Origin of the sequence: Psychrobacter sp. AOP7-A1-24 (assembly GCF_052376235.1) — a bacterium.
Lineage (GTDB): Bacteria > Pseudomonadota > Gammaproteobacteria > Pseudomonadales > Moraxellaceae > Psychrobacter.
The window spans coordinates 22040-43721 of record NZ_JBQSVM010000026.1 but is presented as its reverse complement, the minus strand read 5'-3'; the positions used below and the strand labels follow the sequence as shown (position 1 = coordinate 43721).

Sequence of the window (21682 nt, the reverse complement as noted above, 5' to 3'; positions counted from 1 at the left end):
GGAGGAATGGTTATCCATTTATTTGATTGTATAATCACATGATCAGATGTACGGCAAGTTTTAATATAAGCGCAATACAATAGTAAAGCCAGTCTAATAATAAGTGTAAAAGGAACGTCATGTTTACGATAGAAGCGTTATCAACAAATGCAGCAGAGATCGAAACGGTGGTTCAAGCTGTTGCCAGTATCGAAGTGATAGTGCAACCAGATGATGCTTGGAATCAGAAAACGTTGGCTGAATTGCTTGAGCAAGACAGTATTAGTATGTTGATTGCTTACGATAAAGCAAAAGAAAAGGGTAACTCTCATCGTAAGATAGTTGGTTATTGCTTATATCAAATGACGTTTGAGCAAGCAGAGGTGCTGCGTATTGGGACTGATCCAGCACACCAACGCCAAGGCATTGCGTCAAAAATATTGAATAAATTACATAAGATACTACCGCTTAATCAGGTAGAGAGTCTCCTGTTAGAAGTACGTGCAGACAATACTGCGGCAATAGCGTTATACGATCAACAGGCATTTAGCATCATTCATAGACGCAAAGGCTATTATAAAGTGCCACATAAACCAGCAGTCGATGCATTAATCATGCAGCATACTTATATTTAATAGAGAGAGTAAGACTTGATAAAAAGTAAGCGGTCACAATAGAAATAGCTATAACAGCCAAAATATAGATACAAAACCAAATAAGCCTCAAACTCTATTGTAAAGGTATCTTCTTTTTACAGACTTCCACATCAAGTTGATAGTCACTATCTGCTTTCATTTGCCCTAAAATGTCTAAACGTTCGCTCAGTAACTCTATCATGATGCTGATATTGGCTTGCTGTTTTTTGACTTGTTCTAATTTTCGCTGTGTTAGTGCAAGCTGCGAATCGATATCTAAGTGGCCATCATAATAATCATTTAAACTATTTTTGATTTCGATTAATGTGAAGCCAATGGCTTGCGCACTTTTGATCAGCTCTATGCGTTCGATACATTCTGGATGAAACTCAGTATATAGGCGTGAGCCTGCCTGACGCTTGCGAGATTTTAGTAGGCCTAGTTGCTCATAATGGCGAATGGTGTCTTTGGTTGTATTGGCTTTTGCTGCTAGCTCTCCAATCAATAGAAACGATGTATCAAGTGCCATAATAACCTCGTATTTTTACCACTAGAATAATCATATTTCTAACTGCCAAGGCGCTTCGCTATTCAAGCGCGATACGGCCAATGATTTATGAGAGTGCTTTTGCCATGGCACAGAATGACTACCTATCAGGTTGTCTAACTGAGTTAAAAAATCAGTACGTGGTAAGGTCGTCGCACCTAAGCTCATCAAATGGTCGTTTGGTAGCTGGCAGTCAACGAGTGCAACATCACTTTGTTCACACAGGCGCATCAAGCCCCAAAATGCTAGCTTTGAAGCATTAGAGGCACGGTGGAACATGGATTCACCAAAGTAGATGCCATTTATCTTCAACCCGTACAATCCACCGATAAGTTGACCCGCTTCATCCCAAACTTCAATGCTATGAGCATAGCCTTGCGCATGCAGTTTGGTATAGGCATCGATCATCTCAGCATGAATCCAAGTATGCTCGCCTTCGGGCTGATTGTCATTGAGGCCGTCGCTACGCGGTAAGCTACAGGCATGTATGACATCATCAAAGGCTTGATTAAGCGTCACTTGCCAACGTTCACGATTTGCTTGCTTGCGTAGAGACTTGCTTGGTTGATAGGCATAGGGAATGATCACACAACGCGGTTCAGGACACCACCAAGCAATCGGCTCATCTTCATTAAACCAAGGAAACAGACCTTGTGCATAGGCTGATATCAGCGTTTCAGGAGCCAGATCACCGCCCATAGCGACGATACCAATACCATCAGGGTCGATAGAAACTGGATCAGGAAAGTCATAACGCCCAAGACTTTTTAAGGTCTCAGGCGTGATGAGTTTACCGTTCTGTTGAGTCAAGTTACCCATTTAGGCTTCTTTATCTTCAGTTAGTGTTGAATCGTAAGTGTGATCGCGGGCGACGGTCTCGCCCAATGCATCCAAGTATTTTTCAGCATCAAGAGCAGCCATACAGCCAGTACCAGCAGAAGTGATGGCTTGACGGTAAACGTGATCGGCTACGTCACCTGCAGCAAATACCCCCTCGATACTGGTTTGGGTGGCATTACCATTCAAGCCACTATTGACGGTCAGATAGCCATCTTTCATATCTAGCTGGTCTTTGAATAAGTCAGTATTTGGCTTGTGACCAATGGCGACAAACATACCCATTGTATCTAGTTGTTTGGTGCTGCCATCAACCATTGATTCGATGACGACGCCATTGACACCCATGTCATCACCGACCACTTCTTTTACTTGATGGTTCCATTCGATTTTGACATTACCATTTTTAGCTTTTTCAAATAGCTTGTCTTGAAGGATTTTTTCAGAACGCAAGCTGTCACGGCGATGTACCAGCGTCACTTCAGAAGCGATATTAGAGAGATACAAAGCTTCTTCGACGGCTGTGTTGCCACCACCAATTACCGCAACTTTTTGATCTTTGTAAAAGAAACCATCACATGTAGCACAGGCTGATACGCCAAGACCTTTAAACTTAGTCTCTGACTCTAGGCCTAAGTACTGTGCAGACGCACCAGTTGAGATAATGAGCGCGTCACAAGTATAGCTACCGTTATTGCCTGTCAGTTGAAAAGGGCGCTCGTTTAAGTTTACTTCATTGATATGATCATAGACCAATTCAGTACCGAAACGCTCAGCATGTGCTTTCATACGCTCCATCAACGCAGGACCCGTCAAGTCATGCGCATCGCCCGGCCAGTTGTCGACTTCGGTGGTGGTGGTTAATTGTCCACCGACTTCCATACCAGTAACCATAACTGGCTTAAGGTTAGCGCGTGCTGCATAAACTGCTGCAGAGTAGCCAGCAGGACCTGAGCCTAAAATAATGAGCTTTTCGTGACGTGGAGCAGTAGTGTCAGTTGCCATGAGTTGTTCCTTGCTAAATATACGAATTAAGAGTGTAAGTTATAAATATAATAAAAGAGGAATATCAAAAATGACTACGAATATGCTTCTTCTAATTGTTGTGTGATAATAACATAAGGGCACAGAGCACAAAGTGCAAGTTTGCTAAAACAAACATAGTTATCATTAGAATCAAAGAATAAATAACTTGGGAATATAACTGCAAAAACGGTGGGTGTTTTATAGAATTTAGGCCACAAAGTTAGCCATGTTTTGCTATTAGTGTTTCGCTAACCAACTGTTTCCTTACGCAAAGTGTCTGCTGATTTACTTTCTTATACGCTTTCTTGATAAGACTGTCGCCACTGCACCTATGTATTTGTTATTATAAGAAGTTATGCAAAGTGTCGTAGGGGCCAAGCGATAACGGTTGTTGCAGGGTTCTACAGTCGGTACCTATCAAAAAAATACTTTGCTCGATAAATTTATGTCAACACTCTATGTCAGCATGATTAGGCTTAGTCATGCATTGGCGACTATTTAGTATTAATAACAAGGCAGATCTTACGTGATATCAGCACCGCTTATTGAATATTTAAAAAAGGGAATGTTTACCCTCCTTGGGTTAATACTAGCCGTTTATCTGTTTGTCATTTTGATAACTTATACGGGTAACGATCCTAGTTGGTCGCATATTAGTAGTGATATGACCACGATTAATAATATGGGCGGTGAGGCAGGTGCTTGGTTATCCGATTTGCTTTATAGTTTTTTTGGATTTGGTGCTTGGTGGTTTTTGGCATTTGTGGTTTATGAATCTATCTTGATTTGGTGGGAAAATAAGCCAACGTTTTGGCTTATGCGATTGGTCGCTTATGTATTTTTGTTATTGAGTGCTAGCGCATTGTTTGCACAATTGGTCTCTCTGGTTCAACAAGTTACGAACCCTGACGCAATCGGACTCGAAGGTGTCTCTGGTGGTATCATCGGGCTAGAGTTGCAGGCGCGGTTGGCACAGCTACTATCGCAGTGGGGGAGTGTGATTTTCTTAGCAGTATTTGTTGTGATTACCGCTACGTATGCCTTTAATATTCACTGGATAACGATATATCAAAAGGTTCGTGCACTATCGTGGTTTGGCTCAGGTGTAGAAAATCAGGATACCATTGAAACTACTCAACCAAGTAATACCTCACAAGATGATACCCAAGTTGCAGATGAGCCTGTAGCTCAAAAAGAAGAGCATGAGCAGCTACCACTTGAGTTGCAGTCTGCTGAAAACACTAGCGGTACTCAAGACGTTAGCAGTGGTGGGCGTTTCAGTAATGTGTTGTCGGACTTTCTATCAACATCAGGACTGGCCGACAGCGTAAAGGCTTCTGTCATCGCAGCAAAAGCAGTGGCGACATCTAATAGCTTAAAAGGTGAGCAGGACAATACCGATAAAGGTTCGCTTAATAACTCTACTGATAATACAGTCCAGCCATTAGCTTCAAACTCGACCGCACCTGTCGCGCGCAAAGTTGAGCCAAGCTTTGCGTGGAATGATGCCAATACTGTCGATGACTTGCTCGCAAGTGAACAAATGGCTTACAGTGCCAATAGTGTGGACAGTTCTGCTATGCCCGCCCCTAACTACTCCCAAACGAGTACTAGTACCACGGCAGCGTTAGATAAAGCAGTGCCTGTAACTGCAGTAACTACCACGATGAGAGCGGCTGCTCAACCAGTTGTGCACGATAAAGAACCACTAGCTCAGTCATCAGTCGATGAGCCAGTGCACCAGGACTTAGCCAGTCAGCCAGTCATTCAACCTACTGAGTCTAAAATACCTACGACAAATGAGACGGTGAAAGTAGATAAGTTAGCAGAAGCATGGTTGGCAGAGCATGCTGAAATATCAGAGCCTACAGAGTCTATTGTAGAAACGCCAAAAGATTCTAATCTCATTCAGGAAGCGATAGCAGCTGAGCCAATAGTAAAAGTGAAGACTCCAGAACCTATCGCAGAAGAGAAGATGAGTTCTGCAGAGGAGCCAGCCAATCAATCGTCTGACACGCCTGTAGAATTGCCAGATACTGCAAAGGCAGCAATAATTTCTGAGCCTACAGTTGCTTCAGTAGTAGAGGAAAAGGATTCTACAGTGTCAGATATTTCAGATATGACACCAACCAATACGCCTCCTGCTAATCCAAAAGCAGCATTAACAGTAGAAGTGACTAGTCCAACTTCAAACGTGCCTGAGCCTAGAACGCCTGCGCAACCGTCTGTTAGCTTCGCTGTACCAGAGGGTGATAGTAGTAACCATATCACTGATATGATGCCAGAGAGCGACAACGACGATACCAACGTACCAATCATGCCGCATATTAGTGATGATGCCGCTTTCAGTCAAAAGTCACGCTCGATGCAAACGGCAGCCTATCGCAGCAGTCTAACGCCTATTCCAGAAGTTTCTATATTAGATAAGCCCGATCCTGACCGCAAGCCTAGCTATACCGTGGTTGAGCTTGAGAAGCTGTCTGAGTTATTAGAAATTAAGCTACAAGAATTTAACGTAAAAGCCTCTGTGGTTAATGCTATTCCAGGACCTGTTGTCACTCGTTTTGAAGTAGAGTTAGCTGCTGGGGTGAAAGCTAGTAAAGTAACTGGTATTTCGCGCGATTTGGCGCGCTCATTATCAATGGCCTCTTTGCGTGTGGTCGAAGTGATTCCAGGCAAACCATATATTGGTATTGAAGTACCGAATAAGAAACGTGAAATGGTACGTTTGATTGAACTGCTCAATACTGAAACATTTAAAGATCCGAAAGCGCAGATTAGCATGGCGATGGGTAAAGACATCGGTGGTAACCCAATCATTACCGACCTCGCTCGTGCGCCGCATATGCTCGTCGCTGGTACGACAGGCTCTGGTAAATCAGTATTGGTCAACTCAATGCTATTATCGATGCTACTTAAATACACACCAAATGACCTGCGTCTTATTTTGATTGATCCAAAGCAACTAGAGCTTGCTAACTATAATGACATTCCGCATCTATTGACGCCGGTGGTCACTGATATGACGGAAGCGGCGAGTAGCTTGTCATGGTGTGTGGCCGAGATGGAGCGCCGCTATCAATTAATGAGTTTACTCAAGGTACGCAAGCTGAATGAGTTTAATAAAAAGGTTATCGCAGCTGAAGAGTCTGGTAATCCAATGCTTGATCCTTTGTGGCGCCCAAATGACAGCGTGAGTATTAGCCAAGCACCTAAGCTTAAAACGTTACCAATGATTGTCATCGTCGCCGATGAGTTTGCCGATATGATTATGCAGGTTGGTAAACAAGCCGAAGAGCTTATCACACGCTTGGCACAAAAATCGCGGGCGGCAGGTATTCATTTAATGCTCGCGACTCAGCGTCCGTCGGTAGATGTCATTACGGGTCTCATTAAAGCCAATATCCCTGTGCGTGCGGCACTACGAGTCAACTCAAAAGTCGATTCACGCACGATTTTGGATAGTGGCGGCGCAGAAGATATGCTAGGCAATGGTGATATGTTGTTTTTGGGACCGGGGCAGATTGAGCCCGATCGTGTGCATGGTGCCTATGTCAGTGACGAAGAGGTCAACCGTGTCTGTGACGCTTGGCGTGAGCGCGGTGCCCCTGATTATATCGATAACATGGCAGGTAACTTTGAATTGTCTAGCCCAGGTGGTGGTAGCTCAGGCAATGCCTCTGGTGAAGATGATGATCTATATAATGATGCTGTCGCCTTTATTATGGAAACACGTAAGGTTTCGGCCTCCAGTATTCAGCGTAAGTTTAGTATTGGCTATAACCGTGCTGCGCGTATTGTCGATTCTATGGAAGAAGCTGGATTGGTCAGCTCAATGGGCAAAAGTGGTAAGCGTGAGCTGCTAATGTAAGCATGCTAAATATGAAGTCAATATTGAAAAAGCGAGTCATGAAAGTGGCTCGTTTTTTTTGTGGAAGAAATCTAATAAGGCTTTTATAAATTGTGGGTTTAGAAGTAAACTCTTATTGTTCAATATGCTCTAGGGCGCGAAGAGTAGATTCGTATACTAGCTTATTAACTAGCGAAATCGACCAGATGACTAATGAGTCCGTTTATCAAATATCAGGCATGGTTTTTTATACTAAACTGACAGGAGTGTATGAAAAGATAGTCTGTAATTTTAAAAAATGAGCTTTAGACAATCTTAATAAAGTTATTCTCTAAGGAAGGTCAGTTATGTTTAAAGAATATACTCAGTATGACGGGTTAGCCTTAGCGGCATTAGTCAATTCAGGTGATGTCAGTGCAAAGGAATTGCTTGATGCTGCTGTCCATCAAGCAAATCAGATCAACCCTAAGCTAAATGCTATCGTGCATCGATTCGATGAGCGCGCCTACAATGCTGCGCAGGCAGGCTTGCCTTCAGGTGTGTTTACTGGCGTACCGTATTTGCTAAAAGATTTATCATTTAGCTTCGCCGACGAGCCCATTACGATGGGCAGTCGCAGCGTTAATATCATCTCAGAAAAAGACAGCGAAATCGTTAAACGGATGAAGGCGACTGGCGTCAACACCTTTGGTAAAACAAACACCCCTGAGTTCGGTCTGATTATCACCACTGAACCAAAAGCGCATGGCGCTACTCACAATCCTTTTAAAAAAGGCTATAGCTCGGGTGGCTCATCAGGTGGTAGCGCTGCGGTAGTTGCGAGCGGTATTGTACCGATGGCAGGCGGCGGTGACGGTGGTGGATCAATACGTTTTCCGTCTGCTTGGTGCGGTACGTTTGGGTTAAAGCCAAGCCGCGGGCGTAACCCAATGGGCCCTAATCTTGGTGAAGGCTGGGAGGGGGCCGTGGCTGACCATGTTATTACGCGTTCGGTACGCGATAGTGCGGCGATGCTAGATGCTACTAGCGGTGCGGAGATTGGTGCCCCTTACGTTATAGCTCCGCCAGATGGCACGTTTCTACAAGCAGCAATGCGTGCACCGCGACAGCTAAAAATCGCTTTGCATCAGCAGCCTTTGATAGCCAATACGCCGGTGGATAAAGAAGTACTGGCGGTACTTGAGCAAACGGCTAAGCAACTAGAGTCTATGGGTCATGAGGTGGTACCGGCCGAGCCAAATATTAATATCGATCAGTTCTGGCATGACTTTATCGTTGTGGTCTGTGCGCATACAGCCTTTACGATTGATAATCTCGAGCGCGATTTTGGTGCTGACCATATCAAAAACCTAGAGCCGCAAACTTACAACATGGCATTGCTCGGACGCTCATTGTCAGCCGTGGATCTAGCACATGCCAAACATGGCTGGCATCATAGCCAGTATCAGACGGGTCTATTACTAGAAGACTACGATATGATCTTATGCCCGACGGTACCTACGCCTGCGGTGAAGCATGGTGTGCTACCGCCTAGCCGTATGGATGAGATGATGATGCGTAGCGCTGAGGTGCTTAACAAAGGCTTGAATATGGGTAGATATGCCTTTAGCTCAGGCATGATCGAAAAGCTCAGTGCCCCCGTACTAGGTAAAATGGGCTTTACACTATTGGGTAATGTTACAGGATTACCCGCGATGTCAGTACCTGTCGGTATGAGTAAAAAAGGTCTACCAATTGGTATGCAATTAATCGGGCGTATGAATGATGAAGCGGCGTTATTTAGCGTGGCGGGCGAGATGGAGCGCGCTGGCTTATTTACCAAACACGCTTTTGAAAAGTAGGATGAAGCTATATTGGTCGCACTCAATCAAAGCGGTAGATGTCCATACCTAAGCTATGGTGGGCCATACTTTGATGAACGACAGAGACACGTTGACCAGTACCTAATGCAAAAAACAGCGGTAGCAAATGCTCATCACTCGGATGAATGTTCTTGTAGTCTGGGTATTGCTGCCAATCAAGCGCCGCTGGAATATCTATCTTGAGCTGTTGCAGCAACCACTGCTTAAAGGTTTTGGCTGCTTGATCGATGCTGTCAGCTTCCCAGCGTAATGCTTGCAGGTTATGCGTGATATTACCTGAACCGATGACAAGGATTTGCTCATCACGCAGGTGCGCTAACTGCGAGCCCAACTGATAGCAAGCAATGCTGTCATAATGCTGCGGCAAAGACACTTGCACGATAGGCACATCTGCTTCTGGATATAAATGTCTGAGCGGTGCCCAAACGCCATGGTCACAGGCACGTACTGGATTGACACTGCAAATAATACCATGTGCTGTGAGCTGCTGAGCAAGGGTCTCAGCCAGCGCTGGCTGGCCTACAGCAGGATACTGAATATCATAAAGCTCAGACGAAAACCCTGAAAAGTCATGCCACGTTTTTGGCTGTGGGTTGCTGCTAATCTCTAGCTTTGCTGACTGCCAATGCGCTGACATAATGACTATGGCACGTGGTTTGGGTAAGTTTTGGCCGATACGCGCCAGTGCGCTGGTTGTAGCAGATTGCTCAATCGCAAGCGTAGGTGCGCCATGAGAGATAAAGAGCGCTGGTAACTTAGAGGTATTTGCTGCCACATCAGACGTGTTTTCCCATGCAGCCGCCGCTATGATAGGCGTCTGCACATTTTGATTGTCATCACGTTGATAAGAGGGCTTAGAGGCGTTGGGTGTCGCACGTTTTGGATATTTCATGCTGTATTTATTAGGGCGCACGCCAGTTTTTCAATCTATTCTGTGATTGATGTCTTAAACTAAAAAACAGCTTAGTCTTTTATTTAGTTACCACGGTGATAAGGGTGGTTATTATTGATACTCATCGCACGGTATAATTGTTCCATGAGTACGACGCGAACTAGTGGATGTGGCAATGTTAGTGCTGATAGAGATAACTTTGCGTCAGCCTTTGCCAGTACTTCTGGCGATACGCCATCTGCACCACCGATAACCAAGGCGATATCATCACCTTGCTGCATACCATCAGCGAGCTTACCTGCTAGTCCTTCTGTTGAAATCATCTTGCCTTTGACATCTAACACCCATAATTGCTCGCGGCTTGATACGTTGTGAGCGGCTAGTATTGCTTGACCTTCTTGCTCACGGTACTGTGCTAAGTTGGCGTCTGAAGGGTTCTTTGCTCGCTTTGCAGCCGCAATTTCGACAATCTCTGTGCTTAGCATTGGTTGAATACGTTTGTAATATTCGTCAAAACCCGTCTGCACCCATTTGGGCATTTTATTACCAACGGTCAAAATTCTTACTTTCATAGTGCTTACCATCTCGATAATTAAATTCAAGCTTATTAGGGTGTGTCCTAAATAATTTTTTTACTGTCTATAATTTACATCAGCGGGTTAATTGTCTCTGATACCTTGCTACTTGTACTTTGACCATCGTCGCTCTTATCTGCTTGGCTTGGCTTTTGAATGACAGTAAGCTTCGCATCAGACTCAAAGACAATAGCTTCGACATCATCGAAACTATTAATCCCTTCCGTACGCATGGCACACTCAATTTCCTGACGAGTCAAGCGCTCATCACGCATAACATCTGGCAAAAACTGCCCTTGATAAAAAACAATACGTGGCTCTGACAAAATAAAATCACTAAATTGCGGTGAGATAGATGCGTATTTTGTCACCAAAAACTGCAAAAGATACAATACCAAAATAGATGAGAATCCTTCGATAAGAGGAATTTCCTTAAGTAAAATCGTGCTGGCACCCAACGAGCCGATCATGACGGTAACGACCCAGTCGAAATTGTTGAGCTGAGAGGTGGAGCGTTTACCAGAAGCTTTGGTTACCAGTACAATCAAAATATAAACAATAATTGTCGTCGAAATGATGCGGCTAAGTTTGTCTATATTATCGAAAAAAAACATATCCATGAGGTTGGCTCCTATTATCAAAATAAAATAGTGCGTCGCTAACAGCATACTTACTTGGGTAAGAGCTCACACAGTTGTGACTTGTAAGCTTCTTATATCATTTTGAAGATAAAGACATGCCTTAACGTTAGCCTAACGGATTTTACGCATGAGTAGAGGGAAACTTTGTAGCACCTTGTAGATGATGATTTGTACTTACGTTAGTCTGCGTATAGGGTCTAATAATCGATTGACAGCCCATAGGCTTATACGCGCGCTGACCAAAGTGAGCACCAGCATTAGCATCAGTGATGAGAGCAACGGCAGTGGGCGCTGCATCGCCATCTCAAACAGGACTTCGCGGCTTATCGCGTCAAATAGCCAAAGCCAAATGGCTGAAAAATAAATGACAGTTAATATCCAGACAATAATAACCCCACCCCACATCAATTTATTAATTTCATCTCGCGCTAGTGCTCGCTTTTGATGTTTGATAAATTTGCTGACAGCGATGTAGGCACCTATGATAATAGAAACCACCATGACCAACTGTGGGTTAAGCGCTAGTTTGGTTTGTATTATCATAAATATGGCACTGGCGAGCGTGTACCCAATCGCAAAAAAACCGACATATCGGGCCAGTTTAGGCTGAGCTTGTAGAGGCGTCTGAGGTTTGTTAAGACTGGTTGTCTGGAGTGACATAAGCTAACCTTGATAAAGGTGAAAAATAGAATATTAGGGTCTGTTAAACATCGATTTAAAGTATTAATTAAAAAATTAGCGCTTTGCCGTCCAGTCGAGCATGGCATCTAACACAGGCCGTGCTGCATAAGGATTTAATGCTTGATCGGTATTAATGATACCGACGACAACATAATCCTGTCCTGACAATCCTTTGACATAACCTGCCATTGACGTGACATTATTGAGCGTGCCAGTTTTTATCCATGCACGTCCAGTAGCGGCCGATTCTGGTAAGCGATCGCTATGGGCGGCAATAGTGCCGCTAACTCCAGCGACACCCAATGAGTCGACATAGGCCTCAAAATTTGGTCGACTATAAGCATAAGTTAGTAGCTCGCTTAGATTGGCGGCAGTGATAGTACACTCACGGCAAAGTCCTGAACCATTGGTCAAATAAGGAGGCGGTGTACTGAGGTTGGTTTGCCACCATTGATTGATGGTTTGTAAGGCTGCAGGGTAATCTGTTGTAGCAGGCTTACCAAACTGATATAAGCTATCAGCCTTTTTGCTACTAGATTGAACAGCCACTATTTTATTATCCATCTCATTACTAGCACTGGCTTTATGACTGCTTGGACTAGTCGCAGTTGTGCTAGACGATATTATTTGATCCAGCCTTTCTTTGTCATAAGCGCCTATAGATAGCGCCACTTGCTCAGCCATAACATTGTTTGAAAAGTGGTTAATGTCATGAATCTGCTTTGTCAAATTTAACGACGGGTAGCTGACCATAGGTAGAGGGGACATCGCGATAGCCGTAAGCCCGTGCGCTCGTTTTGTCGTTTTGGTCATATCGTAAGGGGTTTCTTGCGAGATTATCTGCCCACTCAAGGTATTACCTAAGGCTTGCCATTTGGCAGCGACGACATGTGCGGCAAACTCTTTGGCATTAGGATGTGCCACGTAAAAGACATGTTCCCCGCAGCTCTCTGGCAGACTGGTATTTAATACGAGCTGCGTATCCTGCCACTGCGGCGCTAGACTATAGCTTGCTTGCCCACAGCTGGCTGCACGAGTATTTATTGTAGCAGGCAGTTGGTAGTCTGCTAACTGCGGCTTATAAGTCACACTTGCTTGGCCATTATCTTGAGGATAAGTTTTGATACCAATGGTACTAAAGTTAACCAAAAACCCATCAGGACTGGCGTTATAAGGGCGTAGTGGTGAGTTATCAAAGGCGGCAGGATCTTTAGTGATACTGTTAAAAACTGCGCTGTCGAGAATGATGTCACCATCGATGTGATGAATACCTGATGCTTGTACTTTGTACAGCAACTGCTTTAACCGCTCATGGGTCATTTTTGGATCGCCACTACCTTGAATAATCAAGTCGCCATGTAGATGGTCACCGATGACAATACCTGTATGATATACCCGCGTATGCCACACAAAGTCGGCTCCTAAAGTGTCTAAGGCAATGAAGCTGGGCACGATTTTCATGGTGCTAGCAGGCGTACGAGGGATTTCGGACTGGTGATCTAGCACAGGCGAAAATGAAATATTTATAGAAGCCTTTTTTTTGCTAGCGGTGTCTTGGACTTTGCCGTTCTGAGTAAGCGTATGCTGAGGCTCGTCAGGGATAACCGTTGGAATGCTCTCTACACTCTGATAAGTATAAGGGTCGTCGGTATAAGTATGTATTTCTCGCTCGTGCTTCTCAATGGTACGCTGCTCTATGGTGACTAGTGCGCTCTGATGGCTCGGATCGCTGACACTTGTATCTGTAGATGTATTGGTAGTCTGATGATCAGATATTGTATTAGATACAGATTGTCTGTCAGACTCATCATTATCAATGACTTGAATAGGAGTAGGCAGACGGCTGGCAGCCTTATCACCCACAGGTGTAATAACGATGCTGATATCCGCTTCTGTTAAGTTGGCACGCGCCAAGGCTTTTTGAATCGCTGCGGGTAACACGGCTTGTGCATGTATTGGTGCGACCATCACCGTTGCCAATAACGCTAATCTAGGTAGACGTTTACTAAGGTTATTTAGCGGTCGCAAATGACGACGAAGCGTAGTAATTTTGGTGGCAGCAGTAGAGTAATGACGGTGTTTAGAAGGGTATCGCATGAGCATCTTTCATCAGGTGGCAAAAACAGTCTATGGTAACATGAGTTGCTGTTTTCGCACACGAGGTCAGCCGCACAATTTTAGCAATAACGACGTCCTTATTTAGATAACTAACTCTAACTATCGATTGAACTGCGAGCATGCTTTACTGCTAACGCACATGTAAAAAAGCCATCGCCGTCATGACAGCATCATTATAAGCATCGTGCGCGCCCAGTTCAGGAATGTTGTAATGGGCTAGGATACGACTCAGATGTTGAGCTTGGCTAGATAAACCTTGTGTATGTCCACTGATACGTCGACTGTACAAGTGCCGCAAATCTATGACTTCGTTTGGTAGAGATGTTCCCATATAGCGTTTGACCAAAGGATTTAAAAAAGCCATGTCTAGCTTTGTGCAGAATCCAACAATTGGTCGATTACCTATGAATGGTAGCAGTAGTGCCAACATATCATCGTAACTCATCCCATGCTCAACGTCAGCGGTACGCAGGCCATGAATGACAATGGTGTCGCGGTCTGGCATCACAGGAGGTCTGCAAACTAAATACATGCCATTACCCGTGTCGATGGTATTGCCATTGATATGTATCGCTGCTACAGACAACAGGTGATGCTTTTTGGAGTTTAGCCCTGTCATTTCGCAGTCAATAGCCACCCACTGCTCAGCCGAAGGTGTCGTAAACATTGAGGCCAACTCTGGACGCTGCAATTGCGTCTTTTGCCAAGCGTACGATAACTGCTGTAACCAGCTCATATTAATCGCTCATTCATCTATGTTGTATTTGTATTTGAGACCTTTCTTTATTCATGAAGCCTCTGTATTAAGACTGCTACATTCATACGATTTCTAACTGATAGTGTTGACGCAATTGGTTTTTAAAGCTTTTGGCCACAGCCAGACACTCTTTGAGCAGATCACGCTCAAGCGCAGTCAAAGTCGTTGGATTTACTTGCCGTGCATGCTTATCGTCGGTTGAGAGCGCCACAGATAAGCGCTGCGCCATAAAAAACTCTAGCGCTTCTAGCAGAGTATCGGCGCGCTCTTGAGTCATAGCGTTAACTTGTACTAAGGCTTTTAAACGCGCTTTGGTACTAGGTGCTTCGAGCACATTGTTTTCTAATGCTAAGGTGCGGATACCATGAACCAATGGAAAGATACCGGCTTTTTTTAGGTCAATATCAGATGATGCTGATTTACCACTCAGTAAAGGCACAAATTTTTGCCACCATTGATTAACATCACCAAACTGTAGCGCTGCCCGTGCAAACTGCCTAACAAACATAGGATCTGCTTTTTGATGAGCAGGTTTTAACTGCTGACGTACTTGCGTGAGCAGTGACTCATCGCCGCAGACATATTCACCATCGAGTATCGCAGACAAGTAAATGCCGTGCATCGGGTCGGAGTTTCTAAACCATAAGTCAATTTGTGCAATGAATGGCTTGAGCGGTTGTCGCCACATAGGGTTGGTCATCATAATATTGCCATCACATAGTGGGTAGCCAAGCGTTGCTAGGTGATGGTTAAAAGTATCAGCGAACTGTGCTAGGTCAGGATGTGTATAGCCATCACGAATGATAAGCGCGTTGTCTTGATCGGTACGCATGATTTGCTCACCGCGACCTTCTGAACCCATAACGATAAGGCACGTGTTGGCTATCAATTCATCAGGTACGATTAGCTGCCATAGCTTGGTAAATACCTGTGCATTTAGCGTCTGTACCATACGACTGATATTGCCAATTTTGACACCATTATGATGCTGTGCACGAATATAGCGACCGATTAGTTCAACAGCGGTACCTAGGCTTGATAGATCTTGAGCCTGTTCGATTTGAATACTAATGAGCTGTGAATGATGGCCAATGTGAGCGAGCATATCACTTTGCCCCAGCACACCGACGACATCGCCATTCTTATCAATGACTGGTAGTCTATGAATACGATAGCGAGTCATGGTCAGCAGCGCATCGCCAAGCTCATCACTGGCTTTGATGGTACGTAGATTAAAATTCGCATAGCGCTGGCAAGGAGTGGTAGCCGGATCTTGTCTGTCATTTACGGCGCGGCAAATATCAGTATCGGTCAAAATTCCTAAGAGTAATTTTGTCTCAAGTTGCGCTGTTTGTGAGCTATCTAAACCACCTGATTGTAAGTCATCTAAATCATGTAAGCCATGTAGCGGTCGGACCAGCACATGTTTTAATCCAGCTTCGGTCATGATTCGAGCGGCTTTGTACAAGCTGTCATTGGCATCGACAATGTGAACTGGCAATAGATGAACATCTACTACTGGTTGCAGCATGATTTGCTGTACTTCTTGTTGATTGGTGTAGTTGGCAGGATTTAGTGTTTTATTATGACGCCGCTGGCGCAATGCTTTTAATCGTTCAGGCAGCTTGTCTGATAGCATTTGGCGTACCAAATGATTTTGTGCGCTGATTTTATCGATAGCATCACCAGCGACTTGGAGTAGTAAGGTCTCTTCATTAGCTCGGAATTGATAGGGCTGTATGGGCGTACTTTCATTCTCTAGCTCATTATCTTTGGTAAATGACTCAGGCAGGCGGCGACTATCAAACCAGTCATTATTATTCAGACCGTCAGCGTGGTTACTACCTACATAAGAAGCGACAAACTCACCATCTAGTGATTGCTCGATTTGCCCTTTGATGACCACATACAGACATTGCAGTTCTCCTACAGGCAAGATCTCGTTTTTGGCAAGGTAACGTATCTGGGTATTTTTTCTAATACTTTGACGCTCGGCCAAGCTCAACACATCAAAGGGTGGCTGGCTAAAATCAAGATGGGGCATGGCATCATCCTTGATGGCATATTTCGGTAGAGACTTTACTATAGCATTAATAAAACAAAAAGCATTTAATAACCCTATTTATATTGTGGTTATTGAAGGCTTTTCGATATAGATATATTTATCTCAGCTACATTAGAATCTTTCTACATTGGCTCTAAGCACCTAGTAGTTTTCGAATACGACTGATCGCTTCTCGGCTCTCATCGACACTCGCGACCAGAGCGATACGGACATAACCTTGTCCAGGGTTGTGACCATCAACTTCTCGTGACAAATAGCGTCCTGCTAATGCATGGATATTGGCTTGCTCATACAATGCTTTGACAAAGATTTCATCATCACTACCGAATTGCTCAGGCACTTTGACCCAAAAGTAAAACCCAGCGTCAGGCATACGTAACTTTAGCAACTCCCCAAGCTCAGACATCCATAGGGCAAATTTCTCTTGGTACAGCGCGCGATTATGAGCGACATGTTTTTCGTCCTGCCACGCAGCGATAGAGGCGAGCTGATGAGGTATCGGCATCGCAGAACCTTGGTAAGTACGATATTGCAAATAAGCCTGCAATATTTTGGCATCACCGGCCACAAATCCAGAGCGTAAACCCGGTAAATTTGAACGTTTGGATAAAGAATGAAACACGATACAGTTTTTGAAATCACGACGACCAAGGGCCGCACAAGCTTGGAGCAATCCAATCGGTGCTGTATCAAAATACAGCTCGCTATAACACTCATCACTGGCGATGATAAAACCATATTGATCTGACAGACGGATGAGATATTCCCAATCATCCATTGTCATGACGGAGCCTGTTGGATTGTTTGGACTACAGACAAACAATAACTGCGTACGCATCCAGACGTCTTTTGGTACCGCGCGATAGTCACCTTTGTAGTCATTATCTGAAGTACAAGGGACAAAGTAAGGCGTTGCTTGTGCCAGTATCGCCGCACCTTCGTATATTTGATAAAACGGGTTGGGCATGACAACGGTAGGCGATGTATCAGATGATACAGAGTTGCTCTCTTTATCAGTTGTATCATGATCAACAACTGCTTGTACGAAGCTAAAAATTGCTTCACGTGTACCCATTACGGGTAATACTTGATCATTGGCGTCGACATGATTCAGAAAAAACCGCTTCTCTAACCAATGAGCAATAGTTTGACGCAGCTCAAACATACCGTTTGTGGTTGGATAACGACTTATTTTGTCCAAGTTTTCGCGTAGGACGTCCAGTACGAATGCTGGTGGCTCATGTTTTGGCTCGCCAATACCGAGCTTTATTTCGCTGTAACCGTTGGTAGGACTGCTATCGGCAAGCAATGCGGCCATTTTTGCGAACGGATAAGGGTGCAAATACGATAAGTTGTGATTCATAAGTGTGATAACTATAATAGACAATTAATAATAAAGTTATAAAGAAAGTTTACATTAGAGCAGTGTAGCACTTCTCTAATTTTTTGTCCTTTTCTTCTTATACCGTGAATAGGTCTTTACCAAACGTAAACTATTCAACGTACGGCTCATAAATATGTAGCCGTCGAGAAGCCTTGTGAAACTTTCGTCATTTATAACCTATAACAACATAAAAATGATTACTCAAAAAAGGGTTAGATCGTTTTAAGGATAATTTGATATGTCTAGTGCGCTAAATAATGATGACTCCATCGCTATAGATATCAATAATGAAAACCTCGATGACAGCTTACAGCGTTCCCAACTCTATAAACTCCTCAAAGAGCGCGAGCAATGCTGGTGGCAAGCGCGCCAGCAACTAATCGATCGTCAAGAAAAGAAAGTGTTTTGGTTTGGCGAGAACAGTCTTATCATGTGGTTACTATGGCAGTTAGTCGGTTATGTGGTCGTGGCCATGGCACTGATGCTACTCAATAACATGCTAAATGTATCGCTAACGCTATGGCAGTATGTTTCATTGTTTGTGTTGCAGACCTTAATCTTTATTGTCGCTTTTGCTGCTAAAGGCCAATTGGCAAATAAATTGCAACGCAAAATAGATAATGATGAGTTGATGAGCGAAGAAGCACTAAATGAAATGGTTATTTTGGCAGAAGACAGTCTTTACCCTGATGTACATGCCAGATCACCTATTTCTTTAGAAGCGTTAGATGACTATCTCAACGGGCAGTTTCATTTAGCCAGCTTGCAATGTTTGTTGCAAAAAGAAATCGACGCTGGGCGTCTAATAATGCAGCAGCAGCCGCTAGAAGTAGGGGTTTTACCGCCAGATCTTGCTGATGATGAACTGAACGAACATGCCAGCGAGATAACATATAGAAGCACGTTATAAAGTGTGCTTCTATGATATCTATCAAACTAATTCTGCTAGTTAATGTTCAAAATGATGGTTAATCAAAACTCTCTAATCGTATCAAAAATAGATTACGCTATTATGCTCTTTTTGGACGGTGAGACTGGCTAACAGCGCGGCCTTTAGTGCATCAAGCCTGTCTGCAGATAGTGGCTCATCGTTTTGATCACTGATATAAAACATATCTTCTGCACGTTCACCTAACGTTGTAATACGAGCAGCATGTACTTCGATTTGCTCCTGCAAAAATACATGTCCAACTCGCGCCAATAGTCCTGGCTGATCAAGTGTCTCTAGGCTCATGATATGTTGATCTGACGCCTCATTAAATTCGAAGTTAATTACTGTTTTTACTTCAAAGTGTTTCAGCTGACGCGGCATACGCTTGTTTGTCAGCTTTAATACAGTGGGGTCTTTAAATGAGTCAATTAAGCGTTGTTTCAGCTCTTGCTGGCTGTCTTCATCGACGAGCAGTGTGCCGCTAGGGTCAAGTAACACATAAGAATCTAAAGCAAAGTCACGGGTCGCTGTGATAATACGTGCATCTAACACATCAAGATTCATCTGATCAAATACCGCCATAGTAACGGCAAATAGGTTCATCTGATCTTGAGTGTAGACAAAGACCTGTACCGCATCGAGCGCCAGCTCACGATGCTCACGCAAGACAACTAACGGCGGACTATCCGCATTAGAAGCAAGACCAATCGGTGGATGATTCAAAATAGCTTCGGTATGCCATAAGATATCCTCTGCAATTTCTCGCAAGAAGTATTCATCGCCCAAATCATCCCATAAACGCAGGACTTCATCACGATTCATATGTTGGTTGTTGACATTGTCTAACATCGTCAAAGCTTGTTTGCGTGTGGCACTGATCATATCTTGACGATTGGTGGGCGCATCGATATCAGCGCGCAAAATACGACGAGTCTGTGAATATAGCTGTTTCATAAGGGTTGCCCGCCAGCTGTTCCAAAGCTGTGGGTTGGTCGCATTCATATCAGCAACGGTCAATACGTACAAATGGTTTAAATGCGTAACGTTACCAATGAGATCAGAGAATATAGTCACCACTTCAGGATCCGAGATATCTTTTTTCTGGGCAGTAATTGACATGAGAAGGTGGTAGCGCGTAAGCCAACCAACCAAATTCGCATCGGCCAAGCTCATACCGTGTGATAAGCAGAACTCAATCGATTCTGTTTGGCCAAGCTCACTATGATCACCGCCGCGCCCTTTAGCAATATCATGGAACATCGCTGCCAGTACCAGAATTTCTTTACGCTCGATACGCTGGAAGATAGAGCTGACCAGCGGAAACTCTTCATGGAAAGCTGGATCTGTAAATCGGTGCAGGATTCTGATTAAAAATAAAGTATGCGCATCTACCGTATAACGATGGAACAAATCATATTGCATCAAGCCAGTGACTTGCGCAAAAGCAGGAATATAATTGCCCAATACCCCATAGCGATTCATGGTACGTAGACGATGGAATAGGTAGTTTTGTTCTTTTAGATTTGATAAAAACAACGCTTTGTGAGTAGGGTTATCTCTGTATATCTGATCAATGCCCCGTGCGGCAATCTTGAGTGCGCGCAGGGTGTGGGTACGAACCTTATCGATGCCATGTTGCCCCATTAATAGGAACATCTCTAAGATTGACTCGGGATGTTGTGCAAAAACCCGATGATGTGCAATGGCAATCTGGTTGCCAATACGGTTAAATCGTGCATTTATAGGCTGTTTTTTTGGACGTTCGTCGTCCGGTAGCTGCGGTTCTATAATCGTTTCATAATAATGGTTGGTTAGCATCTCTGACAGCGTCGATATCTGCATAGCACAGCGATAGTAATCTCGCATAAATCGTTCGACCGCAGCATTAGGCTGGTCATCTGGTTGAGTCTCATAACCCATTAGCTGAGCAATTTCACGCTGATAATCGAACAACAGCTTGTTTTCATTACGGCCCGTCAGTACATGTAAATAATGACGGATTTGCCATAAATATCCTTCTGCAAAGCTCAGCTCATCAAACTCTTTTTCAGTCAGAAAGTTCTGTTGAACTAAATCATATAGCTTGCCTACACGAAAATAACGCTTAGTGACCCAACCAATGATATGAATATCACGTAGCCCGCCAGGAGCTGTTTTGATATTGGGTTCAAGATTGAACTCGGTTGCATTGTGCTGCAAATAACGCGTTTTGGATTCTTCCATTTTTGCGTCAAAAAAGGTGCGAGGAGACCACTGTTTATTGACGATTTGCACAGGCATGTCTTGCAATGCTTCGTTGCCAATTAACAGTCGAGCCTCTAGTTGCGCACTGGCAATCGTATGGTCAAGCGCCGCCTCTAGCGCATCATCAACACTACGGACAGAGAGAGCAGGCTCTAATCCTATGTCCCATAGTAGCGCGACTAATTTATCAATTTTGCTACTGGCCTCAGCACCTATTTCATCGGGAGACAACAGTAAAATATCGATGTCTGAATAAAGTGATAGCTCACCGCGTCCGTAGCCACCAGTCGCAAAAAATGCTAAATCAGTCTTATCCAGCTCAAACCATTTATACAATGCAATCAATAGACTGTCGATAGCGCAAGCACGCGCCGTAACCAACTGGCGAATGTTGGTGCCACGTTCTAGTGAACGGCTGATATCGTCGTTGATTTGTGCCAACCATTCAGGTATACCGAGAAGATTCTTGTCTGTCGTATTTTTGGCTGATAGTGGAGATGAGTCTGTCGCGACCTCGTTCGGTAGTATCGGTAAAGGCGTCAAATCAACAGAGGCGATATCACAATTAAACATGAGTGTTATCCAGTTAAGAGTTTAGAAATAGAACGTTTGAGCTGAGAGTTATGGGGTAACTAACATACTGATGGCTAATAAATGT

The 21682-nt window shown here is 44.0% G+C and carries 16 protein-coding genes; 4 read left to right on the top strand and 12 right to left on the bottom strand.

What is annotated here, in order from left to right; genetic code table 11:
* Nucleotides 1-119: 119 nt before the first annotated feature.
* Complete coding sequence (gene rimI / locus ACT3QQ_RS09840; protein WP_444527875.1) at nucleotides 120-614, top strand: ribosomal protein S18-alanine N-acetyltransferase; 495 nt, start codon at nucleotides 120-122, stop codon at nucleotides 612-614.
* A gap of 94 nt (nucleotides 615-708) precedes the next feature.
* Here rimI and ACT3QQ_RS09835 read toward each other — a convergent pair whose 3' ends face one another.
* From ACT3QQ_RS09835 to trxB, 3 genes are read right to left on the bottom strand one after another with little or no spacing between them, the layout of a single operon-like run.
* Nucleotides 709-1143 (bottom strand): MerR family transcriptional regulator, encoded by a 435-nt coding sequence (locus ACT3QQ_RS09835; RefSeq protein ID WP_444527874.1) that lies wholly within the window; start codon nucleotides 1141-1143, stop codon nucleotides 709-711.
* Between the two features lie 30 nt (nucleotides 1144-1173).
* On the bottom strand, nucleotides 1174-1980 hold the full coding sequence (aat, locus tag ACT3QQ_RS09830) for a leucyl/phenylalanyl-tRNA--protein transferase (RefSeq protein ID WP_444527873.1): 807 nt from the start codon (nucleotides 1978-1980) through the stop codon (nucleotides 1174-1176).
* Nucleotides 1981-3003: a thioredoxin-disulfide reductase gene (gene trxB / locus ACT3QQ_RS09825; RefSeq protein ID WP_444527872.1), complete on the bottom strand. Its 1023-nt coding sequence runs from the start codon at nucleotides 3001-3003 to the stop codon at nucleotides 1981-1983. It lies immediately after the preceding gene.
* Between the two features lie 586 nt (nucleotides 3004-3589).
* Here trxB and ACT3QQ_RS09820 point away from each other — a divergent pair.
* Together ACT3QQ_RS09820 and ACT3QQ_RS09815 are read left to right on the top strand one after the other, a co-directional pair.
* Nucleotides 3590-6895: a DNA translocase FtsK gene (locus tag ACT3QQ_RS09820; protein ID WP_444527878.1), complete on the top strand. Its 3306-nt coding sequence runs from the start codon at nucleotides 3590-3592 to the stop codon at nucleotides 6893-6895.
* A 326-nt stretch (nucleotides 6896-7221) separates the two neighbouring features.
* Nucleotides 7222-8715, top strand: a complete 1494-nt coding sequence (locus tag ACT3QQ_RS09815) for an amidase (protein WP_444527871.1) — start codon at nucleotides 7222-7224, stop codon at nucleotides 8713-8715.
* Nucleotides 8716-8737: 22 nt separating this feature from the next.
* On the opposite strand, the gene ACT3QQ_RS09810 is transcribed toward ACT3QQ_RS09815, so the two are convergent.
* The 8 genes from ACT3QQ_RS09810 to dapC form a co-directional block, all read right to left on the bottom strand.
* Nucleotides 8738-9628 carry a DODA-type extradiol aromatic ring-opening family dioxygenase gene (locus tag ACT3QQ_RS09810; protein ID WP_444523682.1) on the bottom strand — a complete coding sequence of 297 codons (891 nt, stop codon included), beginning with the start codon at nucleotides 9626-9628 and terminating at the stop codon, nucleotides 8738-8740.
* Between the two features lie 83 nt (nucleotides 9629-9711).
* Complete coding sequence (gene rlmH, locus ACT3QQ_RS09805) at nucleotides 9712-10200, bottom strand: 23S rRNA (pseudouridine(1915)-N(3))-methyltransferase RlmH (protein WP_444521717.1); 489 nt, start codon at nucleotides 10198-10200, stop codon at nucleotides 9712-9714.
* Nucleotides 10201-10274: 74 nt separating this feature from the next.
* Complete coding sequence (locus tag ACT3QQ_RS09800; protein WP_444527870.1) at nucleotides 10275-10823, bottom strand: DUF421 domain-containing protein; 549 nt, start codon at nucleotides 10821-10823, stop codon at nucleotides 10275-10277.
* Nucleotides 10824-11018: 195 nt separating this feature from the next.
* Complete coding sequence (locus ACT3QQ_RS09795) at nucleotides 11019-11504, bottom strand: ABZJ_00895 family protein (RefSeq protein WP_444527869.1); 486 nt, start codon at nucleotides 11502-11504, stop codon at nucleotides 11019-11021.
* 75 nt (nucleotides 11505-11579) lie between these two features.
* Nucleotides 11580-13622: a D-alanyl-D-alanine carboxypeptidase/D-alanyl-D-alanine-endopeptidase gene (locus ACT3QQ_RS09790; protein ID WP_444527868.1), complete on the bottom strand. Its 2043-nt coding sequence runs from the start codon at nucleotides 13620-13622 to the stop codon at nucleotides 11580-11582.
* Between the two features lie 151 nt (nucleotides 13623-13773).
* The gene (locus ACT3QQ_RS09785; protein WP_444527867.1) at nucleotides 13774-14379 is read right to left on the bottom strand and encodes a 3'-5' exonuclease; all 606 of its coding nucleotides are present in this window, start codon (nucleotides 14377-14379) and stop codon (nucleotides 13774-13776) included.
* Between the two features lie 82 nt (nucleotides 14380-14461).
* Nucleotides 14462-16444 carry a DUF294 nucleotidyltransferase-like domain-containing protein gene (locus ACT3QQ_RS09780; RefSeq protein ID WP_444527866.1) on the bottom strand — a complete coding sequence of 661 codons (1983 nt, stop codon included), beginning with the start codon at nucleotides 16442-16444 and terminating at the stop codon, nucleotides 14462-14464.
* 154 nt (nucleotides 16445-16598) lie between these two features.
* Complete coding sequence (gene dapC, locus ACT3QQ_RS09775; protein WP_444527865.1) at nucleotides 16599-17828, bottom strand: succinyldiaminopimelate transaminase; 1230 nt, start codon at nucleotides 17826-17828, stop codon at nucleotides 16599-16601.
* 259 nt (nucleotides 17829-18087) lie between these two features.
* On the opposite strand from dapC, the gene ACT3QQ_RS09770 reads away from it, so the two are divergent.
* Nucleotides 18088-18759, top strand: a complete 672-nt coding sequence (locus tag ACT3QQ_RS09770; protein ID WP_444521724.1) for a hypothetical protein — start codon at nucleotides 18088-18090, stop codon at nucleotides 18757-18759.
* A gap of 81 nt (nucleotides 18760-18840) precedes the next feature.
* Here ACT3QQ_RS09770 and glnD read toward each other — a convergent pair whose 3' ends face one another.
* Nucleotides 18841-21597: a [protein-PII] uridylyltransferase gene (gene glnD, locus ACT3QQ_RS09765; RefSeq protein WP_444527864.1), complete on the bottom strand. Its 2757-nt coding sequence runs from the start codon at nucleotides 21595-21597 to the stop codon at nucleotides 18841-18843.
* Between the last annotated feature and the right edge of the window lie 85 nt (nucleotides 21598-21682).

Excerpts from the sequence above, each read along its gene's own strand:
- ACT3QQ_RS09780 (WP_444527866.1), bottom strand. The coding sequence starts at position 16,444 with ATGCCCCATCTTGATTTTAGCCAGCCACCCTTTGATGTGTTGAGCTTG.
- ACT3QQ_RS09770 (WP_444521724.1), top strand. The coding sequence starts at position 18,088 with ATGTCTAGTGCGCTAAATAATGATGACTCCATCGCTATAGATATCAAT.
- aat (WP_444527873.1), bottom strand. The coding sequence starts at position 1,980 with ATGGGTAACTTGACTCAACAGAACGGTAAACTCATCACGCCTGAGACC.
- ACT3QQ_RS09835 (WP_444527874.1), bottom strand. The coding sequence starts at position 1,143 with ATGGCACTTGATACATCGTTTCTATTGATTGGAGAGCTAGCAGCAAAA.
- trxB (WP_444527872.1), bottom strand. The coding sequence starts at position 3,003 with ATGGCAACTGACACTACTGCTCCACGTCACGAAAAGCTCATTATTTTA.
- rimI (WP_444527875.1), top strand. The coding sequence starts at position 120 with ATGTTTACGATAGAAGCGTTATCAACAAATGCAGCAGAGATCGAAACG.
- rlmH (WP_444521717.1), bottom strand. The coding sequence starts at position 10,200 with ATGAAAGTAAGAATTTTGACCGTTGGTAATAAAATGCCCAAATGGGTG.
- glnD (WP_444527864.1), bottom strand. The coding sequence starts at position 21,597 with ATGTTTAATTGTGATATCGCCTCTGTTGATTTGACGCCTTTACCGATA.
- ACT3QQ_RS09785 (WP_444527867.1), bottom strand. The coding sequence starts at position 14,379 with ATGAGCTGGTTACAGCAGTTATCGTACGCTTGGCAAAAGACGCAATTG.
- ACT3QQ_RS09790 (WP_444527868.1), bottom strand. The coding sequence starts at position 13,622 with ATGCGATACCCTTCTAAACACCGTCATTACTCTACTGCTGCCACCAAA.
- ACT3QQ_RS09820 (WP_444527878.1), top strand. The coding sequence starts at position 3,590 with ATGTTTACCCTCCTTGGGTTAATACTAGCCGTTTATCTGTTTGTCATT.
- dapC (WP_444527865.1), bottom strand. The coding sequence starts at position 17,828 with ATGAATCACAACTTATCGTATTTGCACCCTTATCCGTTCGCAAAAATG.
- ACT3QQ_RS09795 (WP_444527869.1), bottom strand. The coding sequence starts at position 11,504 with ATGTCACTCCAGACAACCAGTCTTAACAAACCTCAGACGCCTCTACAA.
- ACT3QQ_RS09810 (WP_444523682.1), bottom strand. The coding sequence starts at position 9,628 with ATGAAATATCCAAAACGTGCGACACCCAACGCCTCTAAGCCCTCTTAT.
- ACT3QQ_RS09815 (WP_444527871.1), top strand. The coding sequence starts at position 7,222 with ATGTTTAAAGAATATACTCAGTATGACGGGTTAGCCTTAGCGGCATTA.
- ACT3QQ_RS09800 (WP_444527870.1), bottom strand. The coding sequence starts at position 10,823 with ATGGATATGTTTTTTTTCGATAATATAGACAAACTTAGCCGCATCATT.